We start from the raw sequence: 19136 nt of genomic DNA on the forward strand, positions 1-19136 counted from the left end.
AGGCGGCGGCCGGGGGCCGCCGCCGTTTTGCTTATGGTTCGTCGGTCCGGCCCACCAGATAGTCGATGGTGACGCCGAAGTGGTCGGCCAGCTTCCACAGGTTGTCCAACCCGGGCTTTTGCTCGCCCTTTTCAAAGCGGAGGATCTGTGTTGTGGAGACGCCTATGGCCGCCGCCAACACCGGCTGGGTCTCCCGGGCCAGCTTGCGCAGCCGCTTGAGCCGATCCTCCAGAGCCTCGGCAGGCCCATCCGGACCACACGAAGGCGTTTGGTCAGGTTCCTCCAAAACCAGCTTCGCCCTGTCCACACGGCCCATCAGAAAATCCACACTGACCTGAAAATGATCTGCCAGCTTCCACAGGTTGTCGAAACCGGGTTTCTGCTCGCCCTTTTCAAAACGTTGGTACTGTCGGGCAGCACACCCCACTGCGGATGCAACTTTCCCCTGGCTTTCACCGGCCTTTAATCGCAGTTCTTTCAACCGAATATGGAATTCCATAATATCACCTTTTGACATTGCCAATTATTCACATGATAATATGCGCATAAAAAGCCGTTAATATATCCTTAAAAGTTTATTTTCGACTGCAATGTCAAGCGTTCCTGAATGTAAAACTTTAGATAATGGGGAAATTTACTGGAGGGATAAGTATGGACAATATCCTTGACCAACTCTATGCCGGGAAATTATTCCCCTTTGAGGTTCCCCGCTCGCCGGACCAGGAATATGAGTCGGCGGCGGAGCGCTTCGAGCTGGCCTGGGCGGCCCTCATGGACGACCCGGACCCGGAGCGGCGTCGGCTCCTCCTCCAGCTGGAGAAGGAGCACGAAGCACTTTTGAGCCTGCTGGAGCAGTCGGCCTTCGCCCAGGGCTTCCGCCTGGGCGGTCAGCTGGCGGCCGAGGTCTTTCGCTGAGGCGCGGCACCACGGGCGCGTCTGGGGAGCCGCGCCCCACACAAAAGAAGGGCCGTTGGTATATCGGGCAGAGTGAGAACCCCGGCTTACTCGGCGAAGGCGTAATTGTAGTCGTCGATGCAGTCGGAGAGGACCTCCTCGATGTGGATGATGCCTCCCAGGTAGTCGCGGCCGGGGTCGGAGATGGGGGAACCGCTCTCCACCTGCATGACCATCCAGTCCACCGCCTGGACCAGGCTCTCCAGGCTATACATGGGGGAGCCGCTCAGGGACTCGGCCATGAGCTGGTTTTTGTCCTCTACCGCCGCATTGTAGGCGTCCACCGTGGTCTTCAGCTCCGTCTGGAGGGGGTAGATGGGGGTCAGGTCCAGATCCTGGATGTTGTCATCATATACATCCTGCTTGTAGCACTCGTCCAGCAGTTCCCGGGTGACGGTGATGGCGTGACTGGCATTATAGATGATGGTACGGCCCTCGTCCAGCATCTTCTGCTCCTCGGCCGCGGTGCGCTCCACCGCCAGCTGGGAGACGGCGTCCATGTAGGTGTAGGCCAGTCCCTCAAAGGTATCCACATTGGCCTGGATGACCGCGTGGAACTCCTTAGCCTTGGCGTACTGGTTGTCCGAAAAGTCGTAGCAGCTGTAAATGTCATCAAAGGTATCCATCAGGGCCCGCATGGGCTCGGCGATCTGAACGGTCAGATCATCCAGGGTCTCAAAGGCAGGCTCCATCCCGGCCACCAGCAGGGCGTCGTCCACCAGGCTGCTGTCAAAGGGGCTGATGTCATATTTATATTCGTAGGGCGTATCCGGCACAAAGGCGAACTCGTCGGCGTACTCCACCACCAGATAGTAGCTGTAAAGGTTATCCAGCACTTCGACGATCTCGTTGTTCATCTCCACATAGATGTTGTACTTGACCGTGTCCATCTCCTCCGGAGTCAGGCCCAGGTCCTCCGCCGTGGGGGCGGTGGGCTCCACCGTCTCAGTGGAGACAGGCTGGGTCTCCGTGACCTCAGGCGCAGCGCTGGACGTGCTTTCAGGGTCCTTCCCGCCCGAGGAGCAGCCGGACAGGAGCAGAAGTCCGGACAGGGTCATCAGGGTCAGGCCCTTGGCGGCAAATTTCCAGTTTCTTTCTCTGCTTTCATTGCGATCCATACAAATGCCTTCTCTCTTTGTTTTATGGGCCGCGGTATCCCGCCTCATTCCCCGTAGCCGATGTACTTCTCCATAATGTCCAGGGGAACACGGGTACCGGTGGCTTGACATACCTTGTGGAAACCGTACCTCTTATAAAACCGCTGGGCCACCAGATTGTCCGGGGCGCAGCGCAGGCGCAGGTAATCCCGGCCCAGGGGGCGGTAGACCGACACCGCCTGGCCGATGAGCTGAACGCCCAGCCCCCGCTTGCGCAGAGCAGGCATCATGTAGACGAAGGGGATATAGCCGATCCCCTTGTCGGCGTCCCGGCGCAGGTCCAGCTGGAGAACACCGGCCACCTCGTCCCCCAGCATGACGCAGATGACCGAATTGTGGTCAAAGCGCCACTGCTCCAGAGCATCCCGGGCAAAGGCGTCCCCGTCGTAGTTGTCCCAGGAGCCATGGATGTTGAGCCAGGCCTCCCCCCGGCACTGCCGGTAGAAGTCACTCTCCTTCTCCATGTCCAGGGGCCGGAACCACATGTTGGCGTCGGCCATGCTGCCGGTATCCTGCTTCCACCAGCGCTGCTTGGCGAAGGTGGAGATCTCCTCGGGCAGGTGGCTGGCGTCGTCGTGGAAGACCACCCGGACGTCGTCCCCGTCAAACTCCAACAGGGAGACGGCGGTATTGTCGCTGTGGGGCAGGCTGGCCGACTCCTCGATGCTCATGCCCTGGAAAACCGCCAAAGCATTGCGGATGGCAGTGCCGTGGCACACCACCGCCACCGTCTCATTGGGGTGGTTATGGGCGATCTGCCGGATGGCGCCGGAAACCCGTTCCCGCACCTCCTCAAAGCTCTCGCCCCCCTCCACCTTCCAGCGCCGGTCGGTGGCGTTGAACCAGGCGAGCTGCTGGGCGTCGGTGCGGGCCACCTCGCCCCAGGTCCGGTCCTCCCACACCCCCATGGACACCTCCCGGAGGCTCTTCCGGGTGGTGAGGCTCAGGCCCTTGGGCCCATAGATGGCCTTGGCGGTGGTGCAGGTGCGGAAGAGGTCGCTGGAGTACACCGCGTCCACATGGATGCTCTCGAACCGGTGGGCCAGAGCGGCAATCTGCCGGTAGCCGTTGTCGGTCACGAGACTGTCATACTGCCCGTGGATACGGCGGTAGAGGTTGCCCTCCGCCTCCGCGTGCCGGACCAGATAGATCTTCGTCATTGGGATCTCCTTCTCTTTCTCAGAAACTGCCGGGGTTCACCAGGGCTGGACGGCGCCGGTGAGCTCGGTAATCCGGGCCAGGTCCTGCTTCTCCGCGTAGGCGGCAAGCTCGTCCCGGACCCGCACGGGGGCGTAGACATCGGCAAAGGAGGCGGTGCCTACCGCCACCGCCGTGGCGCCGGCCAGCATGAGCTCGGCGGCGTCGGCGCCCTTGCTCACGCCGCCCATACCCAGGATGGGCACCTTGACGGCATTGGCCACCTCCCACACCATCCGCACCGCCACGGGCAGCACGGCGGGGCCGGAGAGGCCGCCGGTATTCATCTTCAGAATGGGGCGGCGGGTGTTCACGTCGATGCGCATGCCCCGGATGGTATTGATGAGACTGATGGCGTCGGCCCCCGCCCCCTCCACCGCCTTGGCGATCTCGGTAATGTCGGTGACGTTGGGGGAGAGCTTCACCATCACGGGGACGGAGGCGCTCTTCTTGGCGATCTCGGTGACCTCGGCGGCCATCTCCGGCTTGGTGCCGTAGGCCAGGCCCCCCGCCTTCACGTTGGGGCAGGAGATGTTGACCTCGATCATGTCCACGCCAGCCGCCGACAGCTTTTCACACATGCCGCCGTACTCCTCCGGGGTGTTGCCGGAGATGTTGGCGATGATCTTCACGTCGTGCTTTTTGAGCTCGGGCAGCTCGTGGGCGATGAAGGCGTCCACGCCGGGGTTCTGGAGCCCCACGGAGTTGAGGATGCCCATGGGGGTCTCGGCGATCCGGGGGGCGGGGTTGCCCTCCCGGGGCAGGGGGGTGAGCCCCTTGACGCAGATGGCGCCCAGCTCGCTCAGGTCAAAGAACTGGCCGTACTCCCGGCCGAAGCCGAAGGTGCCGGAGGGGACCACGATGGGGTTCTTGAGCTCCACCCCGGCCAGATTCACCCGCAGGTCAGTCATTCCAGTCCACCTCCTTGGCGTTGAAGACGGGGCCGTCCTTGCAGACGTGCTTCCGGTGGCCGTCGGCCATGTCGCAGGCGCAGACCAGGCAGGCTCCCACGCCGCAGCCCATGCGCTCCTCCAGGGAGACCTGGCAGTCCACGCCGTGGGCGGCACAGGTTTTGGCCACCGCCTTCAGCATCCCCTTGGGGCCGCAGGCCATCACCACAGGGGGCACCGGCTTGCCGGAGCAGGCGGCGCAGTCGGCCGAGGCGCAGGGCTGGTTCTGGAGGAACTCCTCCACCAGCTCGGTGACAAAACCCTTCCGGCCTGTGGTGCCGTCGTCGCTGATGACGCTCATGGAGCGGCAGCACTCGGCGAACTCGTCGGTGAGCATCTTATGGCCCTGGTCCCGGAAGCCCAGGGCGGCGTGGACCTCCGCCCCGGCGGCAGCGGCAGCCTGCGCCACACCCAGCATGGGGGGCACGCCGATGCCGCCCCCCACCACCAGGATCTTCTTGGCCGAGATGTCAAAGCCGTGGCCCAGAGGGCCCAGCACGTCCAGCTCATCCCCGGCCTTTCGCCGGGAGAGCCACTCGGTCCCCTCTCCCCGGACCTCAAAGACCACCCGCAGGGTGGTCTTGTCCCAGGAACAGATGGAGATGGGCCGGCGGAGCAGCCGCTCCTCGCCGCACTTGATGTGGACAAACTGGCCGCAGGACGTCTGGGCCGCCATCTCCTCCCCCACCTCCAGGGTGAGGGCATAGGCATATTCGTTGAGGCGGACGGCCTCCGCCACGGTACAGATCTTCTGGACAGGCATCCAGAACCCTCCCTACTTCTTTTTCTCCTTGTCCCGCTCGATCCAGCGGGGGTCCCGGTAGAACTCGTACCGCCCGCACTGGGGGCACAGGTACAGGTCGGCCCGGGCGCACAGATAGTTGAGCCGGGCCGGCAAAAGGGCCGGGCTCAGGTATTCCAGCACCGCCCCGCAGGCGGGGCAGCGTTTTTCGGTGTTCTCTTTTCGCTCTTCCACGGTCAGCCCTCCCAATCCGGCTTGTCGTCGTCCCGGCCGAACCAGCGGCGCTTTTTCTTCTTCGGCTCCGGGGCCTTCTCTCTTTGAGCCTCTCCAGACCTTTTCACAGGCAGACAGCTCGTTCCGCAGTAGGCGCACCGCTCGCTTTTCCCCACCTGCCCACAGGCGGGGCAGCGGTAGTCGGGTAGTTTTTCATAGAACTTCCGGCTCTCCTCCGCCTGCTTCTCCATTTGAGCCCGGTGCAGTCGCTCCTCTTCCCGCTCGTAGAAATCGAAGTGTCCACAGGCCGGGCAGCGGTAGAGCGCCGCATCGAAAAAGTCAGGGCTGAAGGGCAGGTCGTTTTTCAAGCGCATGTCCCGGACATAGCCCGTCTCTCCGCCGCAGGCGGAGCATTTTTTTGTCCTTCGTTCCGCTTCCATGCCGCTGCCTCACTTTCGGTCAGGATCGCCGGGCAAGGTCTCCTCCATGGTCTCCAGGTCCACCACGCTGCCGCAGATGGGGCACCTCCGGTCCCGGCGCGGGTTGCCGCAGGTGGGACAAACGAAGATCTGTGCGCTGATCTCTCCCGCCTTCACCTTCTCCTGGAAATCCAGGAGCCAGGCCCGGTCCTCTTCTTCCTCCCGCTGCTCTGTCTCCCGCCGCTCCAGCTCCTCTTGGGGCAGATACAGCTCTCCCCTGCCGCATTTGGGGCAGATGTGGAGCTCCATGGGAAAGGCCGGCAGATGGCCGATGTTGGGGTCAGGCCAGCCCTCCATACGGACCAGCCGTTCATATTCCATTGCTCCGCCGCAGGCGGGACAGGTCTTCTTTTCTCCCATACCGTTCACCTATTTCTCCCAGTCCGGCTTTTTCCGCCGGCCGAAAAAGCCCTTCTCCTCCCAGGGGTCGTCCCTGGGCTTAGGCCGTCTGGACGACGGCTCCGCCCTGGGGGCAGAGGCTGGCTCCGGCGGCGGTGTTTCCTTCTCTTCCACTTTTTCTTCCGGCTCCAGCCATGCCGGACCCTCCGGCGCCCGCTCCAGGAGCCACAGGGCCTTTTCGCACTTGGGGCAGTACCAAGCGCCCTCGTAGCAGATGTTTCCGGAGAGAAGCACCCCCTCCAGACCCTGCTCCCCCTCCTTGGCCGGGCGCAGCTCTACCGCCTTCTTCTCGTCCCAGTCAGGCACCTTCCAGCGTCGCTCCACCTTGCCCAGGAGGACCCGGGCCGGCTCGGGCAGGGACTCCCGCCCGCCGGCCTCCGGCGCTTCCTCAACCGGCGGCAGCCACCGATACTCCCAGTCGACGGAGCGGACCCGCTTGGTCTGCATGGCCCCGGGGACCATGTCCTCGCCGCAGAACGGGCACTTCATGGCCTTACCGGATGGTCACGTACTGGCCGATGGCGTCCCGCATGGTCTCGGCGGCGGCACGGGCGGCCTCCTGGAAGTCGGCGCCGTCCTTTCCGGTCTTCTGCCAGGCGCACATGATGGACCGGGACGCGTTGACGATGGCGCCGCGGCCGTTCTGGTCAAAGGCGTACTGCACATCCTCGGCGGTGCCGCCCTGGGCGCCGTAGCCGGGGACCAGGAAGAAGGTGTGGGGCAGACGGGCCCGCAGCTCCTTGAGCTCCTCGGGCCAGGTGGCGCCGGTGACGGCGCCGGCCAGGCTGTAGCCATACTTGCCCACGGTGCCCTCGCCCAGCTTCTCGGCCATGTCGCCCAGGAGCTGGTAGACCAGCTTGTCCCCGGCGGTCAGGTTCTGGAGCTCGCCGGAGCCGGGATTGGAGGTCTTGGCCAGGAGGAAGAGACACTTATCGTACTTCTTGCAGGTGTCCACGAAGGGGCCCACGGTGTCGGAGCCCATGTAGCCGTTGAGGGTGACGCAGTCGGCGCCGAAGGCGGTGAGGGCGGCGCTCCCCACCTGGGTCTCGCCCAGCCAGGCGTCGGCATAGGCCTGGGCGGTGGAACCGATATCGCCGCGCTTGATGTCGGCAATGACGAAGAGGCCCTGCTCCCTGGCGTAGGCGATGGTCTTTTCCATGACGGCCAGGCCCTGCCAGCCCAGCCGCTCATAATAGGCCGCCTGGGGCTTCACGGCGGGGACCACGTCCTTGAGGGCGTCAATGAGGCCCTTGTTGAACTGCCACACCGCCTCGGCGGCACCGGCCAGGGTCTCGCCATGCTCGGCGTAGGCCGCCTTCAGGATGTGAGGCGGGATCTGCTCCGGCTTGGGGTCCAGACCGGCCACGGTGGGGTTCTTCTTGGCGATGATCTTCTCCTGCAAAACGTCAAACGACATCTTTATATCCTCCCTTATCTGTCTTCGTAGACGATCTTGCCGCCTACGATGGTATATTTCACTTTGCCCGTCAGCGTCCGTCCAGCGAAGGGGGTATTGCGCCCCTTGGAGGCAAATTGCTCCGGGTCTACCGTCCAGGTCTCGTTGGGGTCGAAGATGGTGAAGTCGGCCTCGCCCCCCAGGCTCAGACGGCCCTTGGGGATGCCCAGGATACAGGCCGGATTGAAGGTCATCTTCTTCAGGATGTCGGAGAGGTCCATCTCCCCGGTGTGGTAGAGGGCGGTGAGGGTGGCCCCCAGGGAGGTCTCCAACCCCACCATGCCGCTGGGCGCCTCAGCCAGGGGCCTCGCCTTCTCCTGGGCGGAGTGGGGGGCGTGGTCGGTGGCGATGGCGTCGATGGTGCCGTCCTTGAGCCCGGCGATGATGGCCTCCACATCCTGCTTGGTCCGCAGGGGAGGATTGACCCGGGCCATGGAGCCCTGGGTGAGGACCTCATCCTCGGTGAAGGTGAAGTACTGGGGGCAGGTCTCACAGGTGATGTGGACGCCCTTCTTTTTAAACTGCCGGACGATGTCCACACTGCCGGCGGTGGAGATGTGGCAGATGTGGACGGCGGCCCCCGTCTCCTCGGAGAGCATGGCGTCCCGCATGACCATCAGCTCCTCGGCGATGGCGGGGCGGCCCGGGAGATTCAAAGCCCGGGAGACCCGCCCCTCGTTGACGGCGTAATTGCACACCATATCGGCGTCCTCGCAGTGGGAGAGGATGGTGAGTCCCAGCCGTTTGGCGCGGATGAGGGCGTCCCGCATGAGGTTGGCGTTCTGGATGGGCATACCGTCGTCGGAGAGGGCCACCGCGCCCGCCTCCTTCAGGGCCTGACCGTCGGTGAGGCTTTCCCCCTTCTCCCCCACGGTGACGGCGCCGATGGGCCACACCCGCACTCCGCAGGACTCGGCAGCCCGACGGAGGACGTAGCGGACCTGTTCGGGGCTGTCCACCGCCGGCTTGGTGTTGGGCATGCAGGCCACGGAGGTGATGCCCCCCCGGGCAGCGGCAGCCGTGCCGGTGGAGATGTCCTCCTTGTATTCTAACCCCGGCTCCCGCAGGTGGACATGCATATCCACCAGACCAGCGCACACGGTGAGCCCACGGGCATCGATGACCTGGGCGTCCTGGTCCCGGAGGTCACTGCCGATCACGGCCAGTTTTCCATCCTCGATGAGGATGTCCATAACGCCGCCGATCCCCCCCACGGGGTCCACCAGGCGGCCTTTTTGGATGAGAAGCTTCACGTCATTGCTCCTTTCCCATATTGGACACAACAAGAGAGGGACCGGGCAGCCCGCTCCCCTGGGAATGTTCTTCCGGCGGCGGGACGGTTCCGTCCGTTTCGCCGATACGGTTCAATTATAGAAGATGTATCTTCGTTTGGCAATGGATTTTTCGTGAATCCTGGGCACAATAAACTCGGACCTTGTCCAGAAGGAGGAATCGAATATGGAGAGCAAGCACATGATGCGCAACATCGGTATCGGCATGGCCGCCGGCGCGGCCCTGGGGATGCTGATGGCCCCCCAGAAAAAGACCCTCAAGGCCACCGCCAAAAAGGCCATGCGGGCCATGGAGGACGCCGCTGAGAACATGACCCAGAGCATGGGCATGTAACAAAAATGGTCCCCTCCGGCACATGCCGGAGGGGACCATTTTTAGGTGTGTTTTGGCAGCGGAATCTCGGGCATGAGCTCGTCGGAAATGATGTCCAGCATCTCCTCGATCTTGGCCACATCCTCCGCCGGAAAGCGGGCCTTGATCCGGTCCATGACCGTGCTCAGGTAGCCGTAGCTGATGTTGTAGTAGTCGATATACTTCTGGGTCACCACCAGGTGGTATTCCCGCTTGTCCGTCTCGGACTGCTCCTTGCGGACATAGCCCTTCTGGATCAGATTGTTGATCTTGTAGGCGGCATTGGGGGCGGAGATGCCCACAAAGCTGGAAAACTCGTTGACGGTGGGCTTGCCCAGGGCCATGATGATCTCCATGCAGAAGGTCTCCACGGTGGTCAGGCTGGCCTCCCGCTTCTGGAACCGCCCGAACACCGAGCGGTAGAAATGGAGCTTGAATTTCGTATACACTTCGTTGAACGCCTGTTCCAGCATCCTGTCCCCCTCCAAAACGACGGTGTCCGCGCGCGCAGTCTCTGCCTACACCTGCCTTTTCTCTACCATCGCACCTGAAATCCGCCGTTTTGGCAATGGGTCAGCCGCCTACGGCGAAGGTGAGCTCACCCTGGGCGGCCACCTTTCCGTCCACCTTGGCCACCGCCTTGCCGAAGCCCACTGGCCCCCGGCGCTCGATGAGTTCGCAGGAGAGCTCCAGCACGTCGCCGGGGCGGACCTGCTTTTTGAATCTGGCGTTCTTGATGCCGCCGAAGAAGGCCAGCTTTCCCTTGTTCTCCGGCAGGGAGAGGATGGCCACCGCGCCCACCTGGGCCAGAGCCTCGATGATGAGCACGCCGGGCATTACCTTGTACTGGGGGAAGTGGCCCACGAAGAAGGGTTCGTTGACAGTGACCGCCTTGATGCCCTTGGCCCACTCGCCGGGGACATAGTCGACGATCTTGTCCACCAGCAGGAAGGGGGGGCGGTGGGGGATGATCTCCTGGATCTGCTCGATGTTCAGCTCCACAGGTTTAACCCTCCCATTTCTTCAGCAGGATGCTGGCGTTGTGGCCGCCGAAGCCCAGGGAGTTGGACATGGCGTACTTGACGTCGGCATTGCGGCCCACGTTGGGCACTACATCCAGATCGCACTCGGGGTCGGGCTCCTGATAGCCGATGGTGGCGGGCAGGAAGCCGTCCATCAGGGTCTGGGCGGTAAACACGGCCTCCACGGCGCCGGCGGCGCCCAGCATGTGGCCGGTCATGGACTTGGTGGAACTCACCGCCAGGTGATAGGCGTGATCGCCGAAGGCGGTCTTGATGGCCTGGGTCTCACAGGCATCGTTCATGGGGGTGGAGGTACCGTGGGCGTTGATGTAGCCCACCTCCTCCGGCGCCACCCCGGCGTCTGCGAGGGCCATGGACATGGCCTTGGCGCCCTCCGCGCCGCCAGGGGCGGGGGCAGTGATGTGGTAAGCGTCACAGGTGGCGCCGTAGCCCACTACCTCACCCAGGATCTTGGCGCCCCGGGCCTTGGCGTGCTCCAGCTCCTCCAGCACCAGCACACCGGCGCCCTCGCCCATGACGAAGCCGCTGCGGCGGGCGTCAAAGGGGATGGAGGCGGCGGTGGGGTCGTCCCCGGTGTGGAGGGCGTGCATAGAGGTGAAGCCGCCCATGGCCAGCTCCGTGACCACGGCCTCGGCGCCGCCGCACAGGACCACGTCGGCGTAGCCGTCCCGGACCTGCCGCATGGCGTCGCCCACAGCGTTGGTGCCGCCGGCGCAGGCAGTGGTGGGACAGGTTGCCATGCCCTTCAGACCATATTTGATGGCGACATGGGCGGAGGCCATGTTGGCGATGGCCATGGGGATAAAGAAGGGGGAGATCTTGTCAAACCCCTTCTGGGCCCCCTTCACACACTCGTTCTGAAGGGTGATGAGGCCGCCGATACCGGCGGAAATAATGATGGCGCAGCGGTAGGGGTCCTCCTTGGCGAAGTCCAGACCACTCTGCTCTACCGCCTCCTGGGCGGCTGCCATGGCAAACTGGGCAAAGCGGTCCACCTTCCGGGCCTCCCGCTTCTCCATATAGTTGGCCGGGTCGAAGCCCTTGACCTCTCCAGCCAGCTTGGCCTTCATGTTGGAGGCGTCATAGAGGGTGATGGGGGCGATGCCGCAAGTTCCAGCCTTCACGGCCTCCCAGCTCTCAGCGGCGGTAAGGCCCACGGGGGTGACGGCCCCCAGGCCGGTGATGACTACCCGTCTTCTTTCCATCTCTGCTCTCCTCCTTTAGACCGCCATACCGCCGTCCACGCACAGGACCTGGCCCGTGACATAGGCGGACTCGTCCCCGGCGAAGAAGGCCACAGCCTTGGCCACATCCTCGGCCTGGCCCAGCCGCCCCATGGGGATGGTGGTCAGCATGGCCTCCCGGGCCTTCTCAGGCAGGGCGGCCGTCATGTCGGTGTCGATAAAGCCGGGGGCCACCGCGTTGACGGTGACGTTCCGGGCGGCCAGCTCCTTGGCCATGGACTTGGTGAGGCCGATGAGCCCCGCCTTGCTGGCGGCGTAGTTGGCCTGGCCGGCGTTGCCCCGGAGGCCCACGATGCTGGAGAGGTTGACGATGCGGCCATACTTCTGCTTCATCATGGGCCGGTAGACCGCCTTCATGCAGTGGAAGGCGCCCTTCAGGTTGGTGTCCAGCACGGCGTCCCAGTCAGCCTCCTTCATCATGGGCATGAGGCCGTCCCGGGTGACCCCGGCGTTGTTGACCAGGATGTCCAGCCGGCCAAAGCGGGACAGGACCTCCTTCACCATGGCCTCGCAGGCGGCGGCGTCGGCCACGTCGGCCTGGATGGCGAAGGCCTCCACACCCAGGGCCTCGCAGGCCTGCACCGTCTCCTCGGCGGCGGCGGCGTTGCCGGCGTAATTCACCGCCACCCAGGCGCCCTGACGGGCCAGCTCCAGGCAGACTGCCCGGCCAATGCCCCGGCTGCCGCCGGTGACCAGGGCACATTTACCCTGTAAGCTCATCTTTTACGCTCCTTTCAGGGCGGCCACCGCCGCCTCCAGGTCCTCCGCCGTCTCCACGGCGTAGGTGGTGATGCTCTTGTCTGTCTTCTTGACAAAGCCGCTCAGGGCCTTGCCGGGGCCGATCTCCAGAATGGTATCCACCCCGTGGGCGGCCATGTTTCGGATGGTGTCCTCCATGTGGACGCTGCTCTGGACCTGCTTGACCAGCAGGCCGGGGATGGTATCCCCCTCACCCAGCACGTCGCCCTTGCAGTTGAAGAGGACGGGGCAGCGCATGGGGGCAAACTCCACGGTGCGGAACCGCTCCTCCAGAGCGGCGCCGGCGGGGGCCATCAGGGAGGTGTGGAAGGGGCCGCTCACCTTCAGGGGCATGACCCGCTTGGCGCCTGCCTCTTTGGCCAGACGGCCGGCCTCTTCCACGGCGGCGGCGTCGCCGCCGATGACGATCTGGCCGGGGCAGTTGAGGTTGGCGATCTCGGCCACCCCCAGGTGGGAGGCGGCGTCGCAGCACTTCTGGAGCTCCTCCCGTCCCAGCATGAGGACGGCGGCCATGGCGCTGGGCCGGTCCTTGACGGCGCCGGCCATGGCCTTGCCGCGGAAGGCCACCAGCTCGATGGCCTGCTCAGGGGTGAGCACCCCGGCGGCGCACAGGGCGGAGTACTCGCCCAGGCTCAGGCCGGCCGTCATGGCGGGGCGAATGCCCTTCTCGTAGAGTACGGCGGTGACGCCGGCGGCAAAGGCCACCATACAGGGCTGGGTGTACTGGGTCTGGTTGAGCTGCTCCTCCGGGCCCTCAAAGCACAGCTTTTTGAGGTCGAAGTCCAGCTTGGCGCCGTCCAGCACCGCCCGGAAGGCGGGATAGGCCTCATAGAGGTCCTTGCCCATGCCCACGTGCTGGGTGCCCTGACCGGCATAGAGGAAGGCCAGCTTCATCAAAAGCCCTCCTTCTCAAGGCGGTCCAGAACGGACTTGCAGCCGCCGCACAGGTCCTCCAGGATGGCCCGGACGGGCCGGATCTCGTGGAGCATACCGGCCACCTGGCCGGCCATGAGGCTGCCGTTCTTGGTGTCGCCCTCAAAGACGGCCCGGCGGAGGGAGCCCAGGGTGAACTGCTCCAGCTCCATCTTGTCGGCCCCTTCCTTCTCCTTGGCGATGTAGGCCTTGGCCATGGGGTTTTTCAGGATGCGGACAGGGGTACCGCCGATGCGGCCGGTGACCACGGTGCCGCTGTCCTTGGCCTTGAGGACGGCCTCCTTGTAGTTTTCGTGGATGGGGCACTCCTGGGCAACCAGCAGGCAGGTGCCCACCTGGGCGCCGCAGGCGCCCAGGGCAAAGGCGGCCACCAGCTGGCGGCTGTCGGCGATGCCGCCGGCGGCCACCACGGGAAGATCCACCGCGTCGCAGACCTGGGGGACCAGGGCCATGGTGGTGAGCTCACCCACATGGCCGCCGGACTCGGTGCCCTCGGCGATGACGCCGTCGGCGCCCGCCCGGGCCACCAGCTTGGCCAGGGCCACCACGGAGACCACGGGGAAGACCTTGGCCCCCGCCTCCTTCCACATGGGGATGAAGGAGGCCGGGTTGCCGGCGCCGGTGGTGATGAAGGGGACCTTCTCCTCGGCGGCGATCTGGGCCATCTCCTTGGCCTGGGGGTGCATGAGCATGATGTTCACGCCAAAGGGCTTATCGGTGAGGGTGCGGCACTTCCGGATGTTTTCCCGAAACGTGTCGGCATTCATGCCGCCCGCGCCGATGAGGCCCATGGCCCCGGCGTTGGAGACGGCGGCGGCAAACTCACCGGTGGCGATATTGGCCATGCCGCCCTGGATGATGGGGAACTCCGTCCCCAGGATCTCGTTCAATTTCATGGTGTTACCCGTCCTTACTCTCTTGATGGCAGCCGGTACCGGCCTGCCCTTATTACCATTCCAGCAGGGCGCCGCCCCAGGTGAGACCGGCGCCGAAGCCCACGCACAGGATCTTCTGGCCCTTTTTCAGCAGTCCCTGCTCCGCCATCTCATCCAACGCGATGGGGATGCTGGCCGCCGAGGTGTTGCCGTAGCGCATCATGTTCTGGTAGAACTTCTCGTTGGGGACCTTCAGCTTCTTCGCCACATGGTCGATGATGCGCTTGTTGGCCTGGTGGGGCACGAACCAGTCGATATCCTCCAGGCTCAGGCCGGTCTCCTCCAGCAGGACGTGAATGCAGTGGGGCACCGCCTCTACGGCGAAGCGGAACACCTTCTGCCCGTCCATGTGGATGTAGGGCCGTTCGGGGCCGGGGCCCTCGATCAGGATGGCCTCGGCATCCCCCCGTGCGCCCAGGGTGCAGGCGTAGATGCCACCCTCCTCCAACGTCACCACCACCGCACCGGCGCCATCGCCGAAGAGGACGCAGGTACCGCGGTCGGTAAAGTCGGTGATGCGGCTGAGGGACTCTGCCCCAATGACCAGGGCGTAGGGCCGGCCGCTCTGGAGCAGGAAGCCCCGTGCCACCTGGAGGGCGTAGATAAAGCCGGTGCAGCCCACGTTCATATCAAAGCAGGGGATGTCCTCAGGTAGGCCCAGCCGCTGCTGCAACAGGCAGGCGCTGGTGGGGGCGGAGTGGTCGGGGGTAACGGTGGCCACGATGCAGGCGCACAGGTCCTTGGGCTCCACCTTCCCCTGCTCCAGCGCCCTCCGGGCCGCCTGCTCGGCCAGGGCGGCCTGGGTCTCGCCCTCGCAGAAGTGTCGGGTACGGATGCCGGTACGGGTGGTGATCCACTCGTCGCTGGTCTCCACCAGCTTGCTCATATCATCATTGGTGACCACCTTGGCGGGCAGCGCCCGGCCGGTGGACACGATCTTCAATCCCTTCATAGCCCCTCCTTCCGGGAGCGGGGCATGCCCATCCCTCGGAATTTTTCATAGCGCCGCTGGGCGAAGTTCCCCTCCCGGACCACCCGGTCCAGGGCGTGAGACAGCGCCCGGTCCACCGCCACAAAGACGGCCTGGGGATTCTCATGAGCCCCTCCCTGCGGCTCCGGGATGACCTCATCGGCGACGCCCAGCTCCACCAGGTCCCGGGCGGTGAGCTTCATGATCCCGGCCGCCTCGCCGGCCCGGCTGGAGTCCTTCCACAGGATGGAGGCAAAGCCCTCCGGGGAGAGGACGGAGTAGACGGCGTTCTCCAGCATGAGCACCCGGTTGGCCACGGCCAGGGCCAGAGCCCCACCGCTGCCGCCCTCGCCGGTGACGATGGTGACCACCGGCACATCCAGGGAGCTCATGAGGGCCAGGGTGGAAGCGATGGCCTCTCCCTGTCCCCGGGCCTCGGCCTCCAGGCCGGGGTAGGCGCCGGGGGTATCCACAAAGGTGATGACCGGCCGGCGGAACTTCTGGGCCTGCCGCATGAGGCGCTGGGCCTTCCGGTAGCCCTCGGGACCGGGCATGCCGAAGTTGCAGGCCATATTCTCCTGGAGGGTCTTACCCTTCCGGTGGCCGATGACGGTGACCGGGTGGCCCTTGTAGAGGGCCACCCCGCCCAGAATAGCGGGGTCCTCCCGGCACTGCCGGTCCCCCTTGAACTCAAAAAAGTCGGTAAAGAGCGCGGAGATGTAGTCCACCGTGCCGGGCCGTCCGGCGTGGCGGGCCAGGGCCACCCGCTCAGCCGCGGTGATCTCAGCCATGGTCCTCACCCCGTTTCTCATGGAGTCTCAGCAGAAGGGAGAGGGTCTCCTTCATCTGGCTTCTGGGGACGATCTTGTCTACGAAACCGTGCTCCTCCAGGTACTCGGAGCGCTGGAAGCCCTCAGGCAGCTTCTGCCCAATGGTCTGCTCAATGACCCGGGGCCCGGCAAAACCGATGAGGGCGCCGGGCTCGGCCAGGGTCACGTCGCCCAGAGAGGCGAAGGAGGCGGTGACGCCGCCGGTGGTGGGGTGGGTGAGCACGGAGATATAGAGGCCGCCGTGCTCACTGAACCGTTCCAGGGCGGCGCTGGTCTTGGCCATCTGCATGAGGGAGAGAATACCCTCCTGCATCCGGGCGCCGCCGCTGGCGGAGAAGATGATAAGGGGGAGGTTTGCCCGGTCGGCATACTCCACGGCCCGGGTGACCTTCTCCCCCACCGCCGCCCCCATGCTGCCCATGAGGAAGCGGCTGTCCAGCACGGCAAAGACGGCCAGGCGGCCGTCGATCTTGCCCCGGGCGGTGACCACGCCCTCGGTGAGGCCGGTGTTCTTCCGGGCGGCCTGGAGCTTGTCGTCATAGCCGGGGAACTTGAGGGCGTTGGAGGCGGTGAGCTTCTCGTCCAGTTCCCGGAAGCTCTTGGAGTCCAGGAGCATGCTCAGCCGCAGGTAGGCCCCCACCGGGTGGTGGTAGCCGCACTTGGGGCATACGTACAGGGTGCGGGCCAGCTCGGTCTTGGGCACCATGGCCCCGCAGTCGGGGCACTTGCCAAAGACTGCCTTGGCAATGTGCTTGCGGGGAATGTCGGTCTCTTTGCCTTCGCGGCGGGTCTTGAGCTGGATCATGCGCTCCCGCCGCTGCCGAAAGGAATCTCTCATTTGCTGCCCTCACAATCCCACTGGAGCAGCTCGTCCATGTGCTGTTCCAGGAAGCCGGTATCATATCTGCCCTTGATAAAATCGGGCTGGTACAGGATCAGGTGGCACAGGTCCGCCGTGGTGGGGAAACCCTCGATGATGAGCTCCTCCAGGGCCCGGCGCATCTTGCGGATGGCCTCCAGGCGGGTGGGGGCGTAGGCCACCACCTTGGCCGCCAGGGAGTCGTACCAGGGGGAGAGCTCGCTGCCGTTGAAGAGGGCGGTATCCACCCGGACGCCGGGACCGCCGGGCAGGTGGAGAAACTCCACCTTTCCGGGGGCGGGACGGAACCCGCCTCTGGGGTCCTCGGCGTTGATGCGGCACTCCAGGGCCCAGCCGGTCTGCCGGACATCCTCCTGCCGGACGGACAGGGAGAGACCCGTAGCGATGCGGATCTGCTCCCGGATGAGATCCAGCCCGGTTACGAACTCGGTGACCGGGTGCTCCACCTGAATTCTGGTATTCATTTCAATAAAGTAGAAGTTGCCGTCGTGGTCCAGCACAAACTCCACGGTGCCGGCGCTCTGGTAGCCGGCGGCCTGAGCCGCACGCACCGCCGCGCCGCCCATGGCCTCACGCAGCTGGGCGCTCAGGGCCTTGGAGGGAGACTCCTCCATGAGCTTCTGGTTGCGGCGCTGGATGGAGCAGTCCCGCTCCCCCAGATGGACCACGTTGCCCTGGCTGTCGGCCAGGATCTGGAACTCGATGTGGCGGGGGCTGAGGATCAGCTTCTCCATATAGAGCTCCCCGTCCCCGAAGCAGGCCACCGCCTCCGCCTGGGCGGCGGCGTAGAGGGCCGGCAGGTCCTCGGCGGCGTCCACCCGGCGCATGCCGCGGCCGCCGCCTCCGGCGCTGGCCTTGATGAGGACGGGATAGCCGATAGCCCCGGCAATCTCCAGGGCCTCCTCGGCGCTGGCGACGGGGCCGTCGGACCCGGGCACCACCGGCACGCCGTTTGCGCGCATCAGGTCCCGGGCGGCGGATTTGTTGCCCATCTTCCGGATCACGTCTCCGGAGGGGCCGATGAACTTCAGTCCGCACTGCTGACACAGGTCGGCGAACTCCGCGTTCTCGGAGAGGAAGCCGTAGCCGGGGTGGATGGCGTCGCAGCCGGTCTCCAGGGCGGCGGTGAGGATGGCGGACATGTTGAGGTAGCTCTCCCCCGCCTTGGCGGGGCCGATGCACACCGCCTGGGTGGCCAACTTCACATGGAGGGCGTCGGCGTCGGCGGTGGAGTACACCGCCACCGTCTCGATCTCCATCTCCCGGCAGGAGCGGATGATTCGCACGGCGATCTCGCCCCGGTTGGCGATCAGGATTCGATGGAACATAAACTCACAGCTCCCTGATTTGGAAGAGCGGGGCGTCAAAGCCCACCAGGTCCCCGTCCTTGGCCAGGATCTCCAGGATCACGCAGTTACAGGGAGCGGGGACCTCGCTCATCATCTTCATGGCCTCCAGCACGCAGAGGGTCTGGCCCTTCTTCACCGTGTCGCCCACAGAGACAAAGGGGGCCTCTCCGGGGGCGGAGGCGGCATAAAAGGTACCCACCAGGGGTGCCTTCACAGTGGCGTCCTCCGGCTGGGCCTCGGGCGCCTCTGCGGCGGGGGCGGGCACGGGGACCGCCGCAGGTGCGGCGGCAACCCCGGCGACTACGGCAGCGGGCACTGCCGCCTTGTTCAGCTCCAGGCGCAGATCCCCCAGCCGCAGCTTCATAGAGGCGGCAGAGGAGGCGTCGAAGCGGTCCAGCAGGGTCAGGATGTCAGAAAGCTCCATGGCTTACTCCTGGTGGGCTTCCAGATAGCGGACGATGTCGCCCACCGTCTTCATGTTCTGGAGCTCCTCATCATCGATGGCAAAGCCCAGGGCCTCCTCCAGCGCCATGTTCAGCTCCACAGCGTCCAGAGAGTCGGCTTCCAGGTCCTCAACCAGGCGGGCGTCCATGGTCACGGCCTCCAGATCGCAGCTCAGGGTATCTACAATAACATCTCTCACCTGTTCAAACATCGTCGTGTTCTCCTTTCGCCCGCAGGGGGCGGGCTCTCAATTCTATTATTTTAATTAAATTTTTTTAACTAAAATAATTTAAGCGTAATTGTATCAGGTTCCTGGAAAATGTCAATCGTAAACTTGCACAATTTTCTTTGATATTCAAATTTTCACCCTCAAAACAACTTTCCCAAAAAAATCTCAAAAAGCCCTTGACATTCCCGAAACTCGATGGTAGAATAACATCCGTTCTGTACGGGACGCCGCAGTTCCGGGCGGAACTCATATGGGGGTATAGCTCAGCTGGGAGAGCGCTTGAATGGCATTCAAGAGGTCAGCGGTTCGATCCCGCTTATCTCCACCAT

25 protein-coding genes and 1 tRNA gene are annotated in these 19136 nt (G+C 64.5%); 3 read left to right on the forward strand and 23 right to left on the reverse strand.

Annotated features, from left to right (window positions below; translation table 11 throughout):
- Positions 1-31 precede the first annotated feature (31 nt).
- Positions 32-517 (reverse strand): helix-turn-helix transcriptional regulator, encoded by a 486-nt coding sequence (locus Q0K15_RS06970; RefSeq protein ID WP_365933503.1) that lies wholly within the window; start codon positions 515-517, stop codon positions 32-34.
- A 134-nt stretch (positions 518-651) separates the two neighbouring features.
- On the opposite strand from Q0K15_RS06970, the gene Q0K15_RS06975 reads away from it, so the two are divergent.
- Positions 652-915 carry a DUF6809 family protein gene (locus Q0K15_RS06975; RefSeq protein ID WP_294514409.1) on the forward strand — a complete coding sequence of 88 codons (264 nt, stop codon included), beginning with the start codon at positions 652-654 and terminating at the stop codon, positions 913-915.
- 86 nt (positions 916-1001) lie between these two features.
- Here Q0K15_RS06975 and Q0K15_RS06980 read toward each other — a convergent pair whose 3' ends face one another.
- From Q0K15_RS06980 to Q0K15_RS07025, 10 genes are read right to left on the reverse strand one after another with little or no spacing between them, the layout of a single operon-like run.
- Complete coding sequence (locus Q0K15_RS06980; RefSeq protein WP_294514412.1) at positions 1002-2072, reverse strand: DUF3829 domain-containing protein; 1071 nt, start codon at positions 2070-2072, stop codon at positions 1002-1004.
- 44 nt (positions 2073-2116) lie between these two features.
- Entirely contained in the window at positions 2117-3271 is a 1155-nt protein-coding gene (locus Q0K15_RS06985) for a bifunctional histidine phosphatase family protein/GNAT family N-acetyltransferase (RefSeq protein WP_294514415.1), read from the reverse strand.
- Positions 3272-3307: 36 nt separating this feature from the next.
- Complete coding sequence (locus tag Q0K15_RS06990) at positions 3308-4219, reverse strand: dihydroorotate dehydrogenase (protein WP_294514418.1); 912 nt, start codon at positions 4217-4219, stop codon at positions 3308-3310.
- The gene (locus Q0K15_RS06995) at positions 4212-5021 is read right to left on the reverse strand and encodes a dihydroorotate dehydrogenase electron transfer subunit (protein WP_294514421.1); all 810 of its coding nucleotides are present in this window, start codon (positions 5019-5021) and stop codon (positions 4212-4214) included. The genes Q0K15_RS06990 and Q0K15_RS06995 overlap by 8 nt, the downstream gene beginning before the upstream one ends.
- A 12-nt stretch (positions 5022-5033) precedes the next feature.
- Positions 5034-5234 (reverse strand): hypothetical protein, encoded by a 201-nt coding sequence (locus Q0K15_RS07000; RefSeq protein WP_294514425.1) that lies wholly within the window; start codon positions 5232-5234, stop codon positions 5034-5036.
- A gap of 2 nt (positions 5235-5236) precedes the next feature.
- Positions 5237-5653 (reverse strand): hypothetical protein, encoded by a 417-nt coding sequence (locus Q0K15_RS07005; RefSeq protein ID WP_294514428.1) that lies wholly within the window; start codon positions 5651-5653, stop codon positions 5237-5239.
- A gap of 9 nt (positions 5654-5662) precedes the next feature.
- Positions 5663-6052 carry a hypothetical protein gene (locus tag Q0K15_RS07010; protein WP_294514431.1) on the reverse strand — a complete coding sequence of 130 codons (390 nt, stop codon included), beginning with the start codon at positions 6050-6052 and terminating at the stop codon, positions 5663-5665.
- 9 nt (positions 6053-6061) lie between these two features.
- A complete protein-coding gene (locus Q0K15_RS07015; RefSeq protein WP_294514434.1) occupies positions 6062-6580 on the reverse strand; it encodes a PF20097 family protein in 519 nt (172 codons plus the stop codon).
- Positions 6581-6584: 4 nt separating this feature from the next.
- The gene (gene pyrF / locus Q0K15_RS07020) at positions 6585-7508 is read right to left on the reverse strand and encodes an orotidine-5'-phosphate decarboxylase (RefSeq protein ID WP_294514439.1); all 924 of its coding nucleotides are present in this window, start codon (positions 7506-7508) and stop codon (positions 6585-6587) included.
- A 14-nt stretch (positions 7509-7522) separates the two neighbouring features.
- Positions 7523-8800, reverse strand: coding sequence for a dihydroorotase (locus Q0K15_RS07025; protein ID WP_294514442.1), 1278 nt, complete (start codon positions 8798-8800; stop codon positions 7523-7525).
- Between the two features lie 205 nt (positions 8801-9005).
- Between Q0K15_RS07025 and Q0K15_RS07030 the strand changes: the two genes are divergently transcribed.
- Positions 9006-9173 carry a hypothetical protein gene (locus tag Q0K15_RS07030; RefSeq protein WP_294514446.1) on the forward strand — a complete coding sequence of 56 codons (168 nt, stop codon included), beginning with the start codon at positions 9006-9008 and terminating at the stop codon, positions 9171-9173.
- Between the two features lie 41 nt (positions 9174-9214).
- On the opposite strand, the gene Q0K15_RS07035 is transcribed toward Q0K15_RS07030, so the two are convergent.
- The 12 genes from Q0K15_RS07035 to acpP all read right to left on the reverse strand — a co-directional run bounded on the left by Q0K15_RS07035 (position 9215) and on the right by acpP (position 18789).
- On the reverse strand, positions 9215-9664 hold the full coding sequence (locus Q0K15_RS07035; protein WP_130849176.1) for a MarR family transcriptional regulator: 450 nt from the start codon (positions 9662-9664) through the stop codon (positions 9215-9217).
- A gap of 100 nt (positions 9665-9764) precedes the next feature.
- A complete protein-coding gene (gene fabZ, locus Q0K15_RS07040) occupies positions 9765-10193 on the reverse strand; it encodes a 3-hydroxyacyl-ACP dehydratase FabZ (protein ID WP_204738103.1) in 429 nt (142 codons plus the stop codon).
- Positions 10194-10197: 4 nt separating this feature from the next.
- Entirely contained in the window at positions 10198-11439 is a 1242-nt protein-coding gene (gene fabF / locus Q0K15_RS07045; protein ID WP_294514456.1) for a beta-ketoacyl-ACP synthase II, read from the reverse strand.
- 15 nt (positions 11440-11454) lie between these two features.
- On the reverse strand, positions 11455-12198 hold the full coding sequence (gene fabG / locus Q0K15_RS07050) for a 3-oxoacyl-[acyl-carrier-protein] reductase (protein WP_294514459.1): 744 nt from the start codon (positions 12196-12198) through the stop codon (positions 11455-11457).
- A gap of 3 nt (positions 12199-12201) precedes the next feature.
- Complete coding sequence (gene fabD / locus Q0K15_RS07055) at positions 12202-13131, reverse strand: ACP S-malonyltransferase (RefSeq protein ID WP_294514462.1); 930 nt, start codon at positions 13129-13131, stop codon at positions 12202-12204.
- The gene (locus Q0K15_RS07060; RefSeq protein ID WP_294514466.1) at positions 13131-14066 is read right to left on the reverse strand and encodes a nitronate monooxygenase; all 936 of its coding nucleotides are present in this window, start codon (positions 14064-14066) and stop codon (positions 13131-13133) included. The genes fabD and Q0K15_RS07060 overlap by 1 nt, the downstream gene beginning before the upstream one ends.
- 52 nt (positions 14067-14118) lie before the next feature.
- Positions 14119-15057, reverse strand: a complete 939-nt coding sequence (locus Q0K15_RS07065) for a beta-ketoacyl-ACP synthase III (RefSeq protein WP_294514469.1) — start codon at positions 15055-15057, stop codon at positions 14119-14121.
- Complete coding sequence (locus Q0K15_RS07070) at positions 15054-15866, reverse strand: acetyl-CoA carboxylase carboxyltransferase subunit alpha (RefSeq protein ID WP_294514472.1); 813 nt, start codon at positions 15864-15866, stop codon at positions 15054-15056. The genes Q0K15_RS07065 and Q0K15_RS07070 overlap by 4 nt, the downstream gene beginning before the upstream one ends.
- Positions 15859-16743 carry an acetyl-CoA carboxylase, carboxyltransferase subunit beta gene (gene accD / locus Q0K15_RS07075; protein ID WP_294514476.1) on the reverse strand — a complete coding sequence of 295 codons (885 nt, stop codon included), beginning with the start codon at positions 16741-16743 and terminating at the stop codon, positions 15859-15861. Before accD ends, Q0K15_RS07070 begins: the two co-directional genes overlap by 8 nt.
- Entirely contained in the window at positions 16740-18113 is a 1374-nt protein-coding gene (gene accC, locus Q0K15_RS07080) for an acetyl-CoA carboxylase biotin carboxylase subunit (protein WP_294514480.1), read from the reverse strand. Before accC ends, accD begins: the two co-directional genes overlap by 4 nt.
- A gap of 4 nt (positions 18114-18117) precedes the next feature.
- Positions 18118-18558, reverse strand: a complete 441-nt coding sequence (gene accB, locus Q0K15_RS07085) for an acetyl-CoA carboxylase biotin carboxyl carrier protein (protein ID WP_294514483.1) — start codon at positions 18556-18558, stop codon at positions 18118-18120.
- 3 nt (positions 18559-18561) lie between these two features.
- A complete protein-coding gene (acpP, locus tag Q0K15_RS07090; RefSeq protein WP_130849165.1) occupies positions 18562-18789 on the reverse strand; it encodes an acyl carrier protein in 228 nt (75 codons plus the stop codon).
- Between the two features lie 270 nt (positions 18790-19059).
- Between acpP and Q0K15_RS07095 the strand changes: the two genes are divergently transcribed.
- Positions 19060-19135: transfer RNA gene (locus tag Q0K15_RS07095), tRNA-Ala, on the forward strand.
- The last annotated feature ends 1 nt before the right edge of the window (position 19136 follow it).

Source organism: uncultured Intestinimonas sp. (assembly GCF_944387245.1).
Taxonomy (GTDB): Bacteria; Bacillota; Clostridia; order Oscillospirales; family Oscillospiraceae; genus Intestinimonas.